The sequence below is a fragment of the Occultella gossypii genome (assembly GCF_019947135.1).
GTDB classification, from domain to species: domain Bacteria; phylum Actinomycetota; class Actinomycetes; order Actinomycetales; family Beutenbergiaceae; genus Occultella; species Occultella gossypii.
Map to the genome: position 1 here is coordinate 150,684 of NZ_JAGSHT010000003.1, position 17,405 is coordinate 168,088.

Consider the following 17,405-nt stretch of genomic DNA (forward strand, 5'->3'; position numbering starts at 1 on the left):
GGCATCGTCGTCACGGATCAGCTCCAGCAACGGCGGACGGGCGCGGCGCTCGGCCCGGCAGGATCGAGCCCCAGTCCTTGAATGCGGCACAATCTTCGCGGGCACGTGAGCACCGGACACACCAAGGAGGGCCCTCGATGCACATCTTCCTCGCCGGCGGCGCCGGCATCGTCGGAACCAGGCTGATACCGGCGCTCGTGAGGGCGGGCCATGACGTCACGGCGACGACGCGACGCACGGAGAGGCTCGACGTCCTGCACGACCTCGGCGCACGCGGCGTCGTCGTCGACGTTCTCGACGCCCCGCACCTGGCGGAAACCGTGGCCGCCGCCGAGCCGGAGCTCGTCATGCACCAGTTGACCGACCTGGGCGAATACGACACCGAGGCCAACGCACGCCTGCGCCGGGACGGGACGGCGAACCTCGTGGCCGCCGCGGAGGCCGCTGGGGTGGACCGCATGATCGCGCAGAGCATCGCCTTCGCGTACGCCCCGGGCGACACCACGGCAACGGAGGACGACCCGCTCGAACCGGGTTCCGCCGTCGGGACCTTGGAAGCCCTGGTCCACCGGCTGCCACGCGCCACAGTGCTGCGCTACGGCATGTTCTACGGCGACGGGACCTGGTACGCGCCTGGCGGCCGGATCGCCGGTGCGGTGGCCGCCGGGCAGCTACCGGCCACGCCTACGATCACGCCGTTCGTCCATATCGAGGACGTGGTCTCAGCCACGGTGCAGGCGCTCGACTGGCCCGACGGCACCTACAACATCGTCGACGACGAGCCGGCATCCGGAACCGTGTGGCTCCCGGTGTACGCGTCCGGGCTCGGTGCGCCGGCGCCGAGGGTCGCCGGGCTGCCGGATGCAGCGCCGCGGCGCCGGACCGTCTCCAATGCGAAGGCGCGGGCGGTCGGTTGGCGTCCTGGGTACCCGTCCTGGCGGGACGGATTCCCGACGCTTTGAGACAAGGCGAGCCATCGCAGCGATCCTCGGTTGCTAATCTTGGCGTCACTGCAGGAGTTGGCGGAGAGGCCAGACGATGACGGCGCCACAACAGGGGGAGCCGGGTAGCGAGCGCTCGCGTGGGCCGCTGGATGTCGAGATGCGGCAGGCGGTCCCGGCCGACGCGGGTGAGGTCGCCCGCATCTGGCGCCAGGGGTGGGCCGATGCCCATCTCGGTCATGTCCCAGCCGAGCTGGTCGCGGCTCGGACCCCGGCCTCGTTCGCCGAGCGCGCACGCGAACAGATTGCGGACACGATCGTCGCGGTCCGGGGCGAAGCGGTCCTCGGATTTGCCATGATCGACGGCGACCAGGTGGACCAGCTGTACCTTGACCGCGCCGCGCGTGGCGGCGGCATCGGGGCGGCGCTGCTCAAGGCAGCGGAGCAAGCGGTGCTCGCGGCGGGTCACCAGCGGGCCTGGCTGGTGGTGGCCACCGGGAACACTGCCGCCCGGCGGTTCTACGAGCGGCAGGGATGGAACGACGGCGGCCCTATCGTCCACCGTGCGCCCGTCCCTGGCGGGTCGGTCGCCGTCGACGGCCACCGGTTCGTGAGCCCTCGGCGGTAGCCGAACCGGTGCCGGCGATCCGCCCGGGCCGCTACGCCGCGGCAGTTCGTCCCGTGGATCCCAGGGCGACCGCGGCAGCCGTGACCTCCGCCCGGGATCGGTGCCACAGGTCGTCGGGGTCAGCCACGGCTGTGGCGGCGGGCTGTCGCACGGCGGTGATGTCGGTAATGCCGGCCCAGCGCAGCCAGGTCTCGAGGTAGGGCTGTCGGAAGTCGGAGCCGAACGCGGGCGGCCTGCCCGGTGCCCAGACATCGCTGGTGTAGATGAGCACGGCTCGCTTGCCCTCGAGCAGCCCGGTGTAGCCGGAGTCGGGATCGAATCCGAACGTCAAACCGGGTTGGGAGACGACGTCGATGAACTGCTTGAGGATGTAGGGCACGGTGGCGTTCCACATGGGCACGCTGAACAGGTAGCTGTCGGCTGCGTCGAACCGCGCGAACGCGTCCTTGATCTGGCGGTAGGCGGCCTCCTGGTCCACCGTGAAGGGCTCGCCCGCGATGGTCGCCATCTTCGCGTGGGCCGCGGCCGGTCCGAACGCCGGCAGGGTGCCGTCCCAGAGGTCCCAATGCTCGATGACGGCATCCGGCCGGGTGGTCCGGTACGCCTCGGTGAACGTGCGGGCCAGGGCGAGGGATCGTGAGGCGTCACCGCGGGGCGAGGAGGAGATATGCAGCAGATCGGGCATGGCCGTGTCCTTCCGGATGGGTCGAGTTCTCTGACAGAATCGGACTCAAGTCCGATTACCACGGTAGCGGACTGAAGTCCGTTTAGGAAGGAGGGTGCGACATGGTTCGACGCGTATCGGGGCCCGACCCTGCGCCGGTCGCAATCGGCCCGGCTGGGCAGCCGGTCGAGCGGGCCGACGCGGCCCGGAACCGGGCGCGCGCGCTGAGGGCCGCCGGCCGGCTGTGCGCCGCCCGAGGAGTTGCCGGCGTGACCATGGATGACGTTGCCGCGGAGGCGGGCGTGGGCAAGGGCACCCTCTACCGCCGGTTCGGCGACAAGGGTGGGCTGGCCATGGCCCTGCTGGGGGAGCGTGAGCGAGGCTTCCAGGAGCGGCTGCTCTCGGGTCCGCCTCCGTTGGGTCCCGGGGCCGGCGCCGTCGATCGCCTCATCGCGTTCGTCGAGGGCTACGTCCGGCTGGTGTGGGACAACATCGACCTGCTGGAGATGTCGGAGACGAACGCGCCCGGGGCGCGGTTCCGGTCCGGTGCGCACGCACTGTGGGTCTCGCACTGTCGGATCCTGCTCGCCGAGGCCGGTGCAGTCGACCCCGACCTGCGCGCCGACGCACTGCTGGCCGCGCTCTCGGCCGAACAGATCCGCCACTGGTCCGCGGATCAGGAGCGCGACCTCAGCGAGCTGGCCCGCAGCCTTGCCGACCTCGCCAGGGCGCTCGCGTCCTAGACCCGGCGCGTGACAGCCCTGTTCTCCGATGCCGGCACGTCGTAGGGTGCCGTTCGTAACCGTGCAACGACGCGACGGGACAAGGAACCAGCATGACGGCGAACATCACCGACGGACCCGAGGACGATGGCAGGTTCGCGCGAGAGGTCATCGACACCGGGCACTATCTCGTGCTCGCGACCGCGGACGCCGAGGGCAACCCCTGGCCGACGCCGGTCTGGTACGCCCGGGACGCCCGTGAGTTCGTATGGGTCTCCCGACCCGAGGCCCGTCACTCGCGCAACATCGAGGTCCGGCCCAGGGTGGGTCTGACGATCTTCGCCACGCCCGTGCCCGTCGAGGGTCGAACGCACGCCGTGTACGCCGATGCGACGGCCGCCGAGGTGCCGGGCACCGACCGCGATCGATGCCTCGCCGTGTTCGATCGCCGCGCCCGCGCCGAAGGGCTGGGGAGCTGGACGGTCGACCGGGTCGTCGCACCTGCGAACCTCCGGCTGTACCGGGCCAGGGTGACGCAACTCTTCGTGCTCCACCCCGACCGCGACGTCCGCCGCGCGGTCGCTATCGACCTGTGAGTCCACGAGTGAGCGCCACGGGGCGTTCGATAGGATCCGGCAATGCCCGAGACCCCCACGTGGCCATATCTGCTCGAGACCCTCGTGGAGGGCTCCGACCTCTCAGTGGGTGAGGCCACCTGGGCGATGCGCGAGGTGGTGACCGGCCAGGCGGCGCCCACGCAGATCGCCGCCCTGTTGACCGCGCTGCGGATCAAGGGGGAGTCGGTCGACGAGATCGTCGGCTTCCGGGACGCGGCACTGGAGGCCGCCCTCCCGCTCGACGTCGATCCGATGGCCCTCGACATCGTCGGCACCGGCGGCGACCCGTACGGCGCGGTCTTCAACATCTCCTCGGTCGCGTCGGTCATCTGTGCCGCAACCGGTGTGCCCGTGATCAAGCACGGCAACCGCGGGGCATCCTCGAGGTCGGGTGCCTCGGACGTGCTGACGAGCCTCGGCGTCGACATCACCATCACCCCCGAGCGTGTGGCCGAGGTGCTGCGCGAGGTCGGCATCAGTTTCGCGTTCGCGGGCATGTTCCACCCGGGCTTCCGTCATGCCGGACCGGTGCGCGCCGAACTCGGCATCTCGACCCTCTTCAACATCCTCGGTCCGCTCTGCAACCCGGCCCGACCGGAGGCGTCGGCGGTCGGTGTCTCGTCGCTGCCGCGCGTGCCGCTGCTGGTCGGCGTGTTCCGCACACGTGGCGCGACGGCGCTCGTCTACCGCGGCGACGACGGCATCGACAAACTCACCACGACCGGGCACAGCCACATCTGGGAGGTCTCGCGCGGCGCGGTGACCGAGCATGACCTCGACCCGCGCGACCTCGGCATCCCGCGGGCGCGCATCGACGACCTCCTCGGCGGCGAGCCCGACGACAACGCCGCCGTGATCCGGGGTGTGCTCGCGGGCGACGCGGGGCCGCTTCGCGACATCGTGCTGCTCAATGCTGCGGCCGGCCTCGTGTCCTTCGAGCTTGCGGGTGACTCCGCCCTGATCTCGACGCCGATCGTGGAGCGGCTGCGCGACAAGCTCGACGTCGCCGCTGGTGCCGTGGACTCGGGTGCGGCGGCCGCGAAACTCGCGCAGTGGGCGGCCGCGACCCACGCGTGAGCGTGGGGTGCCAGGTGTGCGCACAACGGGGGTTGTGGATCCGGCCCGGGACGAGGAGCATGTGGTTCCTCTGATCGGAACCGCAGGAAGAGGTGTGCCATGGCCCGGCTGAACCCGTACCTCAACTTCTCCGACAACGCCCGCACGGCGCTGGAGTTCTACCACTCGGTGTTCGGCGGTGAGCTGACGATGAACACGTTCGCCGAGTTCGGCGCGGCCGAGGACCCGGCCGATGCCGAGAAGATCATGCACGGCCAGCTCGAGGGGGAGGGCGGCCTCCTGTTGATGGCCGCGGACACGCCGAGTTCGCTCGAGTTCCCGGGCACGAACAGCAACATCTCGGTCTCCTTGTCCGGCGGACCCGAGGACGACGCGACCCTCCGCGGGTACTGGGAGAAGCTGTCCGGGAGCGGAACGGTCACGGAGCCGCTCGCGATCGCGCCCTGGGGCGACGCGTTCGGGATGTGCGTGGACGGCTTCGGCACCAGCTGGCTCGTCAACATCTCGGGCACCCAGCCGTCCTGACGCCGATTGCTCAGGATCGGGCGCCACGGGCGTGACCGAGGTACTCCTCGGCGGTCATCGCTGGGATGACACCCGCGCGACGACGCACTCATACGGCGCCATCGTCGCCCCCCGCGCCGTTCCGGGCGAGCCGAGCACCACCTGCGCGCGCGGCAGGGCACGCGGGCGGCGGAGGGTGCGGTCGGTGAGGTTGACCTCGATGAGCCAGTCCGACCCGGCGCCGGGATCCGTCCGCAGCCACCCGAAGTACCCGCGGGAGCCGGGGGCGAGGACGCGGAACCCGCCGTCGGTCAGCGCCGGTTCGGCGCGACGCAGGCCGATCAGGTCTCGATGGAAGTTCAGCACCGAGGCCGGGTCCGCGGACTGTTCGGCGACCGTGAAGCCGGTCGAGTCCTCCCGGCCGGCCTGCCACGGCGTGCCGGTGGTGAACCCCGTGCTCGGACCCGGTTCCCAGCGCATCGGCACCCGGGCATGATCGCGCGCACCGGGCAGCACCCGGGCCAGCGCGTCGGCCTCGCTCACCCCCTCGGCACGCAACTCGGCGAAGCGGTTCAGGGACTCGACGTCGCGCAGGTCGGCCACCGAGGTGAAGGCCTGATCGACGGCGGCGATCTCCTGGCCCTGGAACAGGAACGGGGTACCGGGCAGCATCAGCTGGATCGTCGCCAGGGCCTTGGCCAGGGCCGCTCGCAGCGCCGGGTCGCCGTCGCGTGGCCCGAGCACCTTGGAGAGCATCCGGGGGTTGTCGTGGTTGTCCAGGAACAGGGCGATGCCGTCATCCGGACCCACCCGGGCCAGGTAGTCCAGGTAGAACCCCTTGAGGTAGCCGAGGTCGTACCGGTAGTCGTCCCAGCGGACCTTGCCGGGCCCGTCGAGCACGTCGAAGTTGAACACGAGGTCGAGCTCGCCCCGCCGGGCGCCGCTGAGCAGCCGGGCCATCTCCACGCCGACCCCGGGCGTCTCGCCGACCATCACGCCGACCGGGTCCGGGGGAGCGGGGTCACCGAGCGTGCCGTCCGGGTGGCGGGAGCGCACCGTGGACGGCGGCGCCGGGTCGCCGGGGGACCGGGTGAAACCCGCCGTGCGCAGCTCGCGCAGGTAGGAGTGCAGCCGCGGCCCGAAGAAGTAGTGCTCGATCCCGGGGAAGCCCATGAGGGCACCGATGGCCTCGTTGCCGTCCGGCAGCCCCGGTCGCTTGGAGATGTAGTTGATGACGTCGAGCCGGAACCCGTCGATGCCGCGCTCGCGCCACCAGCGCACGATCTCGGCGACCTCGGCCCGCACCCGCGGGTTGTCCCAGTTGAGGTCCATCTGCCCGGGGGCGAACAGGTGTAGCGCCCAGCGGTGCGCCTGCGGGATCCAGCGCCAGGCGCTGCCTCCGAAGAACGAGGCCCAGTTGTTCGGCGGCGGCCCGCTGCCGTCCTCGCCCGGGGCGCCGGGACGCAAGTGGTAGTAGTCGCCGTAGGGGCCGTCCGGGTCGGCGACGGCCGCCCGGAACCACGGGTGCTCCGCCGAGGTGTGGTTGACGACGAGGTCGAGGATGATCCGCATTCCGCGCTCGTGGGCGCCGGCGATGAGCGCGTCGAGGTCGGCCAAGGTGCCCATCTCGGCCATGACCGCCCGGTAGTCGCGGACGTCGTAGCCCATGTCCTCGTTCGGCGAGTCGAAGATCGGGGAGAGCCACACGCAGTCGACACCGAGGTCGGCGAGGTGATCGAGGCGTGCGGTGACGCCGCGCAGATCACCGACGCCGTCGCCGTCGGAGTCCGCGAAGGAACGCGGGTAGACCTGGTAGAACACCGCCCGGCGCCACCAGGGCGGCTGCGCCGTGTCAGGGCCCGACGGCGGAGGGTCGGGTGTGGGTTCGTCGTCAGGTCCGTGGTCGGCCAGTACGGTGACGAGCGACTGCGCGAACGCCTCGCCGAGGATGGGCCGGGCGAGCCGGGCGACGGTGCGCAGGCGCAGGTTCGCCACCACGGGGTTGCGGACCCACCGGCTGGAACGGCCCAGCTGCAGCAGCACCTTGTCGATGGCGTCCCGCCCGACGGGGTGGCCGTAGATCTCCTTCAGCCGGGTGCTCGGCTCAACGTGCGTCATCGGGGCCTCCGGCGGCTGCGACGGGTCCGGTGGTCGGGTCCAGCCCGACGTCCGACGCCAGCGCCTTCTCACGGTCCGCGAGGTCGCTCACGATCCCGGCGTAGGTGGCCTCGTCGAGTCGGTAGCGGCGGGAGAGCACCAGCCAACTGAGGATCACGAGGAGCATCGGCAGGCCCATCATCGCGGCCTTGAACAGGGCCGCGCCGCCCGCGGTGACGTCGGCAGGCGCGTCCGCATCGTTGACCCCGGAGAGGATGAGGGTGAGCCCCACGGCACCCGCCCCGAGGGCGCTGGAGGCCTTGTAGATGAACGGTTGCAGCGAGAACGTGACCGACTCGTTGCGCCGGCCCAGCTTCCACTGTCCGTACTCCACGGAGTCCGCGATGAACATCATCATGAGCAGCTGGATGAACGCCTGCCCACCGAACAGCAGCACGCCGGCGACGCCGATCCCCACCATCGTGGAGTCCGCGAGCAGGAACACGGCGTAGCCGGCGACGCAGAGGGCGGTGGCCACCAGGTGCACCCGGCGCCGGGACAGCCGCGCCGAGACCAGCGGGAAGACGAGGAGCCCGCCGATCTGCGTGACGCCGAGGATCGCCGCGAAGACCGAGTACATCCCCGCGTCGCCGAAGATGTACGTGAAGTAGTACAGCCCCAGGCTGGTGGTGACCGTGTACCCGGTCATGAAGATCACCATCGCCAGCGTGACCCAGAGGAGCTGGTCGTTGCGGGCGATCACGCCGAGCAGCTCCCGCAGCGGGGTGGGGGAGACCGTCTCGACGGCGATCCGCTGCCGGGTCGCGAGGAGCGTGATCGCCTGGAACGCGAGCATGATGACGACCAGGACCACGGCGAGGGCGAACCAGGCGCGCTGCGCCGAGCCGAGCGCATCCTCGAGGGCCTCGGTCACCGGAACCAGGGCCACCACCAGGGCGAACAGGCCGATGTTCGCGCAGACCCGGGCCACGACGCCGATCCGCTCCCGCTCGCCCTGGTTGCGGGACAGGGACGGCAGCATCCCGTAGTAGGAGATGTCGTTGACCGTGTAGGCGACCTCCCAGACGAGGTAGACCCCCACGAACACGACGACGAATGCCACGCCGTCGACCCCCCAGTCGGAGAACATGAGCACCGTGGCCGCGGCCCAGGCCAGTGCGCCGATGGCGATCCACGGCTTGAACTTGCCCCACCGGGACCGGGTGTTGTCGACGATGAACCCCATCACCGGGTCGTTCACGGCGTCGAACAGGCGCATGAGCACGAGCACCACGGTGATGGCGCCCAGGGTCTGGTTCGAGACTTCGACGACCTCGGTGAGGTAGACGAGCAGGAACAGGGTCACCATCGCGGCGACCATGTCCCGCCCGAGGGTGCCCAGGCCGAAGCCCCAGACGTTGCGACGACGCAGGGGTTCCGGTGCGCCGTCGACGCCGGGGGAGTTGCTCACGCGAGAAGTGTGCCAGCACCGCCGGTCAGGCGTTGCTCGGGTCACCCCGGTTCATGCGACCGTCCGTTCTGAGCCGAACATCGGAGCCCGGCTCTGGCGCCACCGCTGATCGCGTGCCACGATCAGCGCGTGACGACACATGTGAACTCCGACAACTTCGCCCGTGCCGAGACCGACCGCATGTTCCATGACCTGCAGGAGAGCGCGGGTGGGATCGGTCGATTCGTGCACAACCGGGTGCCTGCGGCGATCGACCACCAGACCGTGATCCGGCTCAACCGTGACACGCTCTACAGTTTCGCCGTCGTCGACGCCGGAGCCGGAGCTTCGCTCACCCTGCCCGAAGCCGGAGGCCGGTATCTCTCGGCCATGGTCGTGAACGAGGACCATTACGTCGACGCGATCTTCCACGACCCGGGTGAGTACGAGATCACCGCCGACCGGTTCGGCACGCCGTATGTCGTGGTTGCGGTGCGGACCCTCGTCGACCCGGCCGACCCGGCCGACCTCGTGGCGGTCGCGGCGATCCAGGATCAGATCACACTGACCAACAACGCCGCGACCACCTTCGAGTACCCGGACTACGACCCGACGTCGTTCGACGAGACCCGCGACGCGCTGCTGTCGTTGGCCCGCCAGCTCACCGGGTTCGACCGGATGTTCGGCACCAAGGACGAGGTCGACCCGGTGCGGCACCTGATCGGTAGCGCAGCCGGTTGGGGTGGCCTCCCGAGCAGCGAAGCCTCCTACATCGGTGTCGAACCCGGTCTTCCGGTCGGCAACTACGAACTCACCGTGGCGGATGTCCCGGTGGACGGGTTCTGGTCGATCTCGGTGTACAACGCGAAGGGCTACTTCGAACCGAACGAGCGAGGCGCCTACACCGTGAACGACATCACCGGCGTACGCAATCCCGACGGCACCATGACCGTCAGGTTCGGCGACTACCCGCCCGATGTGCCCAACGCGATCCCGATCACCGAAGGCTGGAACTACCTCGTGCGGCTCTACCGACCCCGCACCGAGATCCTCGACGGCACCTGGACCTTCCCCACCCTGACCAACGAGAAGCCCAGCTAGGGTCCCGCGCCAGCACCGCCGGAGGTCGGAGCACAGGGCGGCATGTCGAAAGCCTCAACTCTGCTCCGACCTATGGTCATGACACTCAACGAACAGCACCCAGACCCCGTCACCATCGAGCTCCTCGACTGGATCCAGCAGACGACCGAGCACATCTACGGCTCCGCGCAGGGACTCACGGAGACCCAGGTGCGCACACCGGTGGCCCCGTCCGGCTGGAGCATCGCCGGCCTGGTCGACCACGTCCGCGACTCGACCACTTTCTGGCTCCACAACGTCGTCGCCGGGCATCCCATGGAGTTCCAGGAGGACACGGCGTGGGACAACGACCCGGATGTCCCGTTCGCGGCATTGCTGGAGGATCTGCGCCGGACCACCGACGCCCGGGCGCGTGCTGCGGTCGAGCACATCTCCAGCGAGTCCGCACCGGCCTGGTGGCCGGAGGGGGCCTGGGGCGGTTACCGGCAGAGCACCGTCAGGGGCGTGCTCCTGCACCTGTTCAACGACAACGCCGCCCACACCGGACAGCTCGACATCGCCCGTGAGCATATCGACGGCGGTGTCTGGGACTTCGGCCGTAACGGCATTCGGGTTCCCGGGAGCGAGACCTGAGGGTCACGAGCCGGCTCCGTCTGCCCGGCGCGGGAGGTGGCGGCGGTCGATCGCCAACCTCCTACAATCGCGGACAGCCGAGGAGGAAGGTCGAGGCCCACCCACGGGCCGTGGTGCACCGATGACGGAGAAGACCGACTTCAAGAAGACTCTCGACGCCTACCGGGCCAAGCGCGGACAGTTCCGGATCCTCGACGTTCCGGAGTTGCAGTACCTGATGATCGACGGGCACGGGGACCCGAACACGTCGCCGCAGTTCGCCGGCGCACTCGGGGCGCTGTACCCGGTGGCCTACAAGCTCAAGTTCGCGAGCAGGAACGGCCTCGGCCGGGACTACGTCGTGATGCCGCTGGAAGGGCTGTGGTGGGCGCGCGACATGGACGCCTTCACGGCCGCGCGGGACAAGTCGCAGTGGGACTGGACGTTGATGGTCATGGCGCCGGACTGGATCGACGCGGACATGTTCGGGGCCGCCGTCGAACAGGTCGGCAGGAAGGGCCCGCCGGCACGGCTGGACGAGGTACGGCTGGAGACGCTCGCCGAGGGCCGGAGCGTGCAGACCCTGCACGTCGGCCCCTTCGACGACGAGGCCGCCGTGCTCAGGCAGCTGCACCACGAGTTCATCCCCGCGAACGGCCTGCGCATGGTGGGCACCCACCACGAGATCTACCTCACCGACAGCCGGCGGACGCCGCCGGAGAAGCAACGCACGATCTTGCGCCAGCCGGTCGCCGACGCGTAGGACGGTTCAGGCCAGGCCCTGCCGCCGCCGGTCCAGCCCGGCGAGCATCAGGTCGATCGAGAACGCGAACTCCTCGTCGTCGTCGCAGCCGCCGAGACCTCCCTCGTGGCTGGCCGCGACGGCGAGCTCGGCGAGCCGTGGCAGTTCCTTGGTGAAGAACGCCAACTGCGCCGCGGCGACCCTCGGTGCCGGCTGCTCTGTTGCGGCGTCGTCGAACAGGTCGTCGCTGAAGCCGAGCACCCGGCTGCCCAGGACGTGCAGCGCGTGGTGGGTCAGGGCCAGGTCCAGGCCACCGGTGCGCAGGATCTCGAGCAGACCGTTCAGGTGCCGCAGGGTCGCGGGGGTGGGTTCGCGCCGGTCCTTGATCGCCGCGGCGGTCCACGGGTGGGCGAGCATGGTGCGTCGCGCGGAGAGCATGAGTGTGCGCGCGTCGGCGACCCAGTCGCCCGACGGCGTCGCCACCGGCTCGATGTCGCTCACCACGGCGTCGGTCATCAGGTCGAGGAGCCCGTCCTTGGTGCCGACGTGCCGGTAGAGCGACATCGGGTCGACCCCGAGCGCCTGCGCGACGCGGCGCATGCTGACGGCGGCCAGCCCGTCGGCGTCCGCGATGGCGACGGCCACGGTGACGATGCCCGCCGGGGTGAGGCCGGCCGGGGCGGTCCGGGGCTGCTGGGTGGTCATTGCGGGACAGTCTAGGCCAGTGGCATTGACGCGACTACACCGTAGGCCTACGCTGTAGGTCTACGGTGTAGATACACAAACTCGACTCCAGCGAGAGGGCGACGTCATGTCGATCCAGAACCCGGCACCCACGCTGCCGCCACGGTGGTTCATCCGGTCCGCGTGGGCCGGGCACAAGCTCCTGTACCGGACCACGCGGCTCGGCCTGGCCCGCCCCGTGCCGGGCCGCAAGGCCGGCATCCTGCGGATGCGCACCGTGGGTCGCCGCACCGGCGAGCCACGCGCCGTCATGCTCTGTTACTTCCTCGACGGCGAGAACCTCGTGACCCTCGCGATGAACGGCTGGGCCCCGAGCCACCCGGCGTGGTGGTTGAACCTGCAGGCACGGCCCGAGGCCGAGGTGGACACCGCGGACGGCGCCGTGGGCGTGAGCGGCCGGGAGGCCGTCGGGGCCGAGCGGGACCGGCTGCTGGCCCGGTTCGACGACTACCGCGGGTGGGGCGACGTCCGCACCTACGCCGAGGCGCGACCGCACACGCCCGTCGTCGTCCTGACGCGCACCTGACGTCTCAGTCGGGGTCGCCGGCGTGGTTCGCCAGGGCGGTCAGAGCGGCGACGTGGCCGTGGAACGCCCGCCGGCCGGCCGGCGTGAGCTGCACCCAGACGCGGCTCCGCCCGCCCCGGGTGGCGCGGCGCTGGGAGGCGTAGCCGGCACCCGCCAGGGCCGAGAGTTGCTTGCTGAGAGCCGAGTCGCTCGTCTCGAGCAGGTCGCGGAGCGCGGCGAACTCCTCCTCCGTGACCGGGTCGAGCAACGCGCAGATCCGCAGTCGCTGGATCGGATGGATCACCGGGTCGAGGGCAGGCGTCACGCCGTCACTCCTCGCCGTGGCTTGCTCGGCGCGCCCAGGAGCGATCCATGCGCGGCCCGACGCCGGCGACGAAGGCGAACAGGAGCACGGCCGCGACCAGCGGCGCCCACCACCACCCCTGCTCGAGATGGACCCCTCGGCTGACCGCGATCACGACGCCCCCGAGTAGCGCGAAGCCGACGAGCTGGAGCCCCATCCGCCCGGACAGTCGGATCTTGCGCACCGCCGTCGGCTGCCTCCACGCGGCGACGACCGCGACGAGGATCATGAGCGCGGGCGCGGCGGAGTATCGCAGCAGTGGCGGCCAGTCGGCCGTGTACGGCAGGAGCGCGAACACGGCGAGCATCAGCCCCAGCATGATCCAGTACCGCTTCGGCCGCCGGAGCCGCTCCGCGTTGAGCTCCCTGGCCGCGCTCACGGCATCGAGTGCTTCACGTGCGGAGACGGCGTCACTTTCCATGGAGGAAACTCTACTGCGAGTTTCCTCCATGGAAAGTCGCCGGCTGAGCTGCCGGACCAGGTTGAGTGGTCCGGGATCTGTGCGGGCCCAGGACTCCCTCACGCCAAGGCGCGGCCCATCGACTCGGCAAGCAACTTCCGCGCCTCCTCGCCGCTGACGGTCCCGGTGAGGGTCAGTGCCGACAGCCCCTCGGCGGTAGCGAGCAGGGTGATCGCCGTGCGCCGTGCCGTGCCGTCGGCGTCGGACGTGCGACCGGTGCCATCGCCGCTCACGTCCGCCGCCGCGAGCTGCTGGGCCAGGAACTCGACCAGGGCCATGCGGCCCACCCGCAGCTCTTCGCCGAGCTCGGGATCCGTGATGGCGTGTTGTTCGACCACGAACGCGACGCGCAGCATCGAGCGCTCCTGCTCGGTGAGCGGGATCATGGCGCGCAGCGTGGCGGCGACCACCTCGCGCGGCGAGGACGTCGGCCCTTCCTCGAGTTCGCGCCGCACGCCGTCGCCCACCAGTTCCTGGACTCTCCGGAAGGTCGCGGTGGCCAGACCCTTGCTGCTCTGGAGGTAGTGCTGGACCCGACCGGGGGAGACTCCGGCCTCGGCGGCGACGTTACGGAAGGTCAGTGCCGGCAGCCCGTCCCGCTCGAGGACCCGCACCGCGGCGTCCGCCAGTTGCGTGATCTGCGCGTCGTGCTGAGCACCGGGTCCTCGCGCCATCGTCGCCCCTTCCAGTCATCCAAGTATTCCGATACGGTAGCATCGGAATAACCGATACGAGTGCATCGGTTCGCTGAGGGGCAAGGGGAGGTGCGGGATCGTGGGCCGCTGGAGTGGATTCACGAGCACGGCGGCGGAGATCGACCACGCCGGTCACCGGTACCGGGTCGAGCTGCGGCTGTTCACGATGGGCACGAACCTGTCGCTGCTGCGTGATGGCGAGGTCATCGAGCGCGCCTCCACGCCGGCCGGCTTCGACCTCGAGGACGGAGCGACGATCGAGGTCGCGGCCACCGAGCACGGCTTCAGGCGCGCTGTGCTACGCACCGGAGCCGGGACGACACGTCTGCAGCCGGCCGCCGGCACCTGGGAGGCGACGCGGCTGCACTGGGGCCGCAGGCACCCGGTCGCGAACCGGTTGATCGCGGTCGGCGCCGGGTTCGTCGTGGTGGCGGGGCTGCTGTTCGCCCTGCTGCAGTTGCTCCAGGTCATCACCTCGGCCGACGTCGTGCGCGACCTGCTGGGCGGCTGGTCGTTCACCATGCCGGTCGTTCTCTCGCCGGTGGCGCTCGTGGTGTTCGGTCTCGCCGTCGGTGCGGCCGCGCTGGACACGGCGCTGAGAATGCGATGAGCGTCGAGGGTCGTACGGGTGGCGCAACCCTCGCCACCGACGCCACCAGTGCGCGCACCGACGGGGCCGCTGCCGGCGCCGATGCGGCAACGGTCGGCACCGCCGTCGGTTCCGGCGGCGCGCCACGTCCCAAGCCTGGGCCCAGGCTCCACTGGATCGACACCGCGCGGGTGGCGTTGACGGTCCTGGTGGTCGCGCACCACGCCGCGATCACTTATGGCAACCTGCCGCTCTGGTACGTCCACGAGGCCCCGCAGGACGCGTCGGCGGTCACCCTGGACCTGTTCGCCGTGATCAACCAGAGCTACTTCATGGGGCTGTTCTTCCTCATCTCCGGCTACTTCGTGCCCGGCTCCCTCGATCGCAAGGGCCCGCTCGCGTTCGCCCGCGACCGGCTGATCCGCCTCGGCCTGCCACTGCTGGCCTTCGTGCTGATCGTGGGCCCGCTCGCCGGCCTGCCCGCGTGGGTGGACGACCCCGCTGGGCTCTCGTACCCGATGTACTACCTGGTCACGATCAGTGCGGGTCCCGCATGGTTCCTGGAGGTGCTCCTGATGCTCTCGCTGGCCTGCGCCGCGCTCGCGTCGCTGCCCGGTGCCCGGGAGCGGCGACGGAGGCCCGTCGGTGCCGGCGGGCAGTCCACGGCGGCCGCCACCGGCCAGGATCGACTGCGTCGCAGGGACGCCGCAGGGGTCATCGTCGGCCTGATCGTGGTCATGGCGCTCTCCATGGTGGCGTGGCGTCGGCTCGTGCCTGATGGCACCTACTGGCCGATCGTCGGCCTGCCCACCCCGTCGTTCCTGCCGCAGTACGTCCTCATGTTCGCCGTCGGAGTGCTCGGCGCCCGGCTGCGCTGGCTGGAACGGATGCCGGGTTGCGTGGCCCTCGTCGGCGGTGGGCTGTCGGTGCTCGCGATCGCTCTGCTCGGGCCACTCGCCCTCTCGCCGACTCCGGGCGCGGCCGACGTCGCCGCGGGCGTCGCGGCCTCCGTGCTGGGCGTCGGCCTGAGCGCGGTGGTGCTGGTCGCCGTGCGACGTATCGCCCCCGGCACGGGTGCGGTCCGACGGTTCCTGTCGGCCAATGCCTTCGCGGTCTACGTCATTCACCCGGCGGTGCTCGTGGGCCTGATGCTCGTGCTGCAGCCGCTGGTCGCACCCGCGGTTGTGAAGTTCGCGGTGCTGGGTGTCCTGGGCGTCGTCGCCTCCTGGGTGCTCGCCGCCATCCTGCGCCGGATTCCTGCAGTGGCGCGGATCATCTAGGGGCGGAGACCAGGGGCGGAGACCCGGGACGGCGCGCCGTCAGCGCGGCGGTGGCGCCGTGCCGCCGGCGCCGACCAGACCGTGCTCATAGGCGGCGATGACAAGCTGGGCGCGGTCCCGGGCGTGCAGCTTGGCCAGCAGGCTGCCGATGTGGGTCTTGACCGTGCCCATCGAGATCGTCAGGGCCTGGGTGATCTCGGTGTTGGACAGCCCACGGCCGATGAGGGTGAGCACCTGCGCCTCCCGGTCCGTGAGCGACGCCGGCGCGCTCGCGGGCGCGGACCGGCTCAGGTAGTTCTCGACCAGCCGGGCCAGGACGCTCGGCGCGAAGAGTGACTCGCCGGCGTGGGTGCGCCGGATCGCGTCGGTGAGCCGACCCGGTTCGGCATCCTTGAGGAGGAAACCGCTCGCCCCAGCGCCCAGGGCCGCGTGGACGTACTCGTCGAGTTCGAACATGGTCAGCACCAGCACCCGGGTGCTGGCGAGCGCAGGGTCTGCGGCGATGCGGCGGGTGGCCTCGATGCCGTCGCCGCCGGGCATCCGGATGTCCATGAGCACGATGTCCGGACGCAGCTCACGAGCCTGCTCGAGCGCACCCGCGCCGGTGTCCGCCTCGCCCACGACGGCCAGGTCCGGCGCGCCGTCGACGATGAGCCGCAGGCTGTGCCGGATCAGCGGCTGGTCGTCGACGACGAGAACCCGGACCGGCCCGGTCACGGCAGGCCCGCCGGCCCGACGCGCTCGGGCAGCCGGGCGGTCAACCGGTAGCCGTCGCCCACGCGCTGACCGAGCAGCGTGCCGCCGAGGGCGTCGACGCGCTCGCGCAGACCCGCGAGCCCCGCGCCCGCGCCGGGGTGCGGCGGCCAACCGGGGGCCGGGCCGTCGTCGGTGACCGTGGTGAGCACCTCGCCGCCGGCACGCGAGACCAGGACACGCGCCGCCGTCGGGCCGGCATGCCGGACCGTGTTCGTCAGGCCCTCCCGCACGATCGCGCACACGGTCAGCTGGGTTCCGGCCGAGACCTCGCCGAGGTCGGCGACCTCGAGCACGGCCTCGACCCCGCCGGCCCGGGCGTCGGCCACGATCCGCGGCAGGTCGGCGAGGGTCTCCGCGGGCCGCAGCGGCGCGCCCTCTCCGGGCGTGCGCAGCACCGAGAGCATCCGGCGCAGCTCGGTCGTGGCACCCCGGGCGGTCCGTTCGATGTCTGCCAGCGCGGCGGCCCGTTCGGTCTCGGCGGCCGGACCCGCCACGGTGCGCGCCGCGGCGGCGCGGACCGTGATCAGGCCGAGCCCATGGGAGGCCAGGTCGTGCAGGTCACGGGCGATCCGCAGGCGCTCGGCCTGCGCGGCACGCTCCGCGGCCCACGCGGTCAACTCGTCCTCGAACGCACGCCGCTCCTGCCGGGCGCGCCACAGGGCCCAGCCGAGCACGACGGCGGCGAACCCCGCGGCTCCGAACAGGACCGCCATCGCGCCGAACGGCGGATCGACGCCGACCGTCGAGAGCACGAGCACCAGCGCCACGATCACCCCACCGGCCACCAGCCAGACGCGCGAGCGCAGCACGGGGCGGTCGGTCTGGGGCACCTGCCCGAGTCTAGATACCCAGGCCAGCACGCACATCGGACCTGGGTC

General features: G+C 71.0%; 21 protein-coding genes. 12 read left to right on the forward strand and 9 right to left on the reverse strand.

Annotation, left to right across the window (positions count from 1 at the left end; translation table 11 throughout):
- Nucleotides 1-137 precede the first annotated feature (137 nt).
- Nucleotides 138-962 (forward strand): NAD-dependent epimerase/dehydratase family protein, encoded by an 825-nt coding sequence (locus KCQ71_RS03945; protein ID WP_223403036.1) that lies wholly within the window; start codon nt 138-140, stop codon nt 960-962.
- Nucleotides 963-1,038: 76 nt separating this feature from the next.
- A complete protein-coding gene (locus KCQ71_RS03950) occupies nt 1,039-1,569 on the forward strand; it encodes a GNAT family N-acetyltransferase (RefSeq protein ID WP_223403038.1) in 531 nt (176 codons plus the stop codon).
- A gap of 31 nt (nt 1,570-1,600) precedes the next feature.
- Here KCQ71_RS03950 and KCQ71_RS03955 read toward each other — a convergent pair whose 3' ends face one another.
- The gene (locus KCQ71_RS03955) at nt 1,601-2,254 is read right to left on the reverse strand and encodes an FMN-dependent NADH-azoreductase (protein ID WP_223403040.1); all 654 of its coding nucleotides are present in this window, start codon (nt 2,252-2,254) and stop codon (nt 1,601-1,603) included.
- Nucleotides 2,255-2,355: 101 nt separating this feature from the next.
- Between KCQ71_RS03955 and KCQ71_RS03960 the strand changes: the two genes are divergently transcribed.
- From KCQ71_RS03960 to KCQ71_RS03975, 4 genes are all read left to right on the forward strand, one after another.
- On the forward strand, nt 2,356-2,976 hold the full coding sequence (locus KCQ71_RS03960; RefSeq protein WP_223403042.1) for a TetR/AcrR family transcriptional regulator: 621 nt from the start codon (nt 2,356-2,358) through the stop codon (nt 2,974-2,976).
- Nucleotides 2,977-3,068: 92 nt separating this feature from the next.
- Entirely contained in the window at nt 3,069-3,551 is a 483-nt protein-coding gene (locus KCQ71_RS03965) for a pyridoxamine 5'-phosphate oxidase family protein (protein ID WP_223403044.1), read from the forward strand.
- A gap of 42 nt (nt 3,552-3,593) precedes the next feature.
- Nucleotides 3,594-4,649 (forward strand): anthranilate phosphoribosyltransferase, encoded by a 1,056-nt coding sequence (trpD, locus tag KCQ71_RS03970; RefSeq protein WP_223403046.1) that lies wholly within the window; start codon nt 3,594-3,596, stop codon nt 4,647-4,649.
- A 99-nt stretch (nt 4,650-4,748) separates the two neighbouring features.
- On the forward strand, nt 4,749-5,174 hold the full coding sequence (locus KCQ71_RS03975) for a VOC family protein (RefSeq protein WP_223403048.1): 426 nt from the start codon (nt 4,749-4,751) through the stop codon (nt 5,172-5,174).
- 54 nt (nt 5,175-5,228) lie between these two features.
- Here KCQ71_RS03975 and KCQ71_RS03980 read toward each other — a convergent pair whose 3' ends face one another.
- Nucleotides 5,229-7,271: an alpha-glucosidase gene (locus tag KCQ71_RS03980; RefSeq protein WP_223403049.1), complete on the reverse strand. Its 2,043-nt coding sequence runs from the start codon at nt 7,269-7,271 to the stop codon at nt 5,229-5,231.
- Nucleotides 7,258-8,721, reverse strand: a complete 1,464-nt coding sequence (locus KCQ71_RS03985; protein WP_223403051.1) for a glycoside-pentoside-hexuronide (GPH):cation symporter — start codon at nt 8,719-8,721, stop codon at nt 7,258-7,260. The genes KCQ71_RS03980 and KCQ71_RS03985 overlap by 14 nt, the downstream gene beginning before the upstream one ends.
- A gap of 129 nt (nt 8,722-8,850) precedes the next feature.
- Between KCQ71_RS03985 and KCQ71_RS03990 the strand changes: the two genes are divergently transcribed.
- From KCQ71_RS03990 to KCQ71_RS04000, 3 genes are all read left to right on the forward strand, one after another.
- Complete coding sequence (locus KCQ71_RS03990) at nt 8,851-9,801, forward strand: DUF1214 domain-containing protein (RefSeq protein ID WP_223403053.1); 951 nt, start codon at nt 8,851-8,853, stop codon at nt 9,799-9,801.
- A 78-nt stretch (nt 9,802-9,879) separates the two neighbouring features.
- The gene (locus KCQ71_RS03995) at nt 9,880-10,413 is read left to right on the forward strand and encodes a DinB family protein (protein WP_223403055.1); all 534 of its coding nucleotides are present in this window, start codon (nt 9,880-9,882) and stop codon (nt 10,411-10,413) included.
- A gap of 121 nt (nt 10,414-10,534) precedes the next feature.
- Nucleotides 10,535-11,155 (forward strand): GyrI-like domain-containing protein, encoded by a 621-nt coding sequence (locus tag KCQ71_RS04000; protein ID WP_223403057.1) that lies wholly within the window; start codon nt 10,535-10,537, stop codon nt 11,153-11,155.
- Between the two features lie 6 nt (nt 11,156-11,161).
- Here KCQ71_RS04000 and KCQ71_RS04005 read toward each other — a convergent pair whose 3' ends face one another.
- Entirely contained in the window at nt 11,162-11,839 is a 678-nt protein-coding gene (locus tag KCQ71_RS04005; RefSeq protein WP_223403059.1) for a TetR/AcrR family transcriptional regulator, read from the reverse strand.
- Between the two features lie 106 nt (nt 11,840-11,945).
- Here KCQ71_RS04005 and KCQ71_RS04010 point away from each other — a divergent pair, with 106 nt between their 5' ends.
- Nucleotides 11,946-12,404 carry a nitroreductase/quinone reductase family protein gene (locus KCQ71_RS04010; protein WP_223403061.1) on the forward strand — a complete coding sequence of 153 codons (459 nt, stop codon included), beginning with the start codon at nt 11,946-11,948 and terminating at the stop codon, nt 12,402-12,404.
- 4 nt (nt 12,405-12,408) lie between these two features.
- Here KCQ71_RS04010 and KCQ71_RS04015 read toward each other — a convergent pair whose 3' ends face one another.
- From KCQ71_RS04015 to KCQ71_RS04025, 3 genes are all read right to left on the reverse strand, one after another.
- On the reverse strand, nt 12,409-12,708 hold the full coding sequence (locus KCQ71_RS04015) for a transcriptional regulator (RefSeq protein WP_223403063.1): 300 nt from the start codon (nt 12,706-12,708) through the stop codon (nt 12,409-12,411).
- A gap of 4 nt (nt 12,709-12,712) precedes the next feature.
- A complete protein-coding gene (locus KCQ71_RS04020; protein WP_223403065.1) occupies nt 12,713-13,168 on the reverse strand; it encodes a hypothetical protein in 456 nt (151 codons plus the stop codon).
- Nucleotides 13,169-13,266: 98 nt separating this feature from the next.
- Complete coding sequence (locus tag KCQ71_RS04025; RefSeq protein WP_223403067.1) at nt 13,267-13,881, reverse strand: TetR/AcrR family transcriptional regulator; 615 nt, start codon at nt 13,879-13,881, stop codon at nt 13,267-13,269.
- A 100-nt stretch (nt 13,882-13,981) separates the two neighbouring features.
- Here KCQ71_RS04025 and KCQ71_RS04030 point away from each other — a divergent pair, with 100 nt between their 5' ends.
- Both KCQ71_RS04030 and KCQ71_RS04035 read left to right on the forward strand, forming a co-directional pair.
- Nucleotides 13,982-14,512, forward strand: coding sequence for a ubiquitin family protein (locus tag KCQ71_RS04030; RefSeq protein WP_223403069.1), 531 nt, complete (start codon nt 13,982-13,984; stop codon nt 14,510-14,512).
- Nucleotides 14,509-15,771: an acyltransferase family protein gene (locus KCQ71_RS04035; RefSeq protein ID WP_223403070.1), complete on the forward strand. Its 1,263-nt coding sequence runs from the start codon at nt 14,509-14,511 to the stop codon at nt 15,769-15,771. Before KCQ71_RS04030 ends, KCQ71_RS04035 begins: the two co-directional genes overlap by 4 nt.
- 39 nt (nt 15,772-15,810) lie before the next feature.
- Here KCQ71_RS04035 and KCQ71_RS04040 read toward each other — a convergent pair whose 3' ends face one another.
- Complete coding sequence (locus KCQ71_RS04040) at nt 15,811-16,488, reverse strand: response regulator (RefSeq protein ID WP_223403072.1); 678 nt, start codon at nt 16,486-16,488, stop codon at nt 15,811-15,813.
- On the reverse strand, nt 16,485-17,357 hold the full coding sequence (locus KCQ71_RS04045) for a sensor histidine kinase (protein ID WP_223403074.1): 873 nt from the start codon (nt 17,355-17,357) through the stop codon (nt 16,485-16,487). The genes KCQ71_RS04040 and KCQ71_RS04045 overlap by 4 nt, the downstream gene beginning before the upstream one ends.
- Between the last annotated feature and the right edge of the window lie 48 nt (nt 17,358-17,405).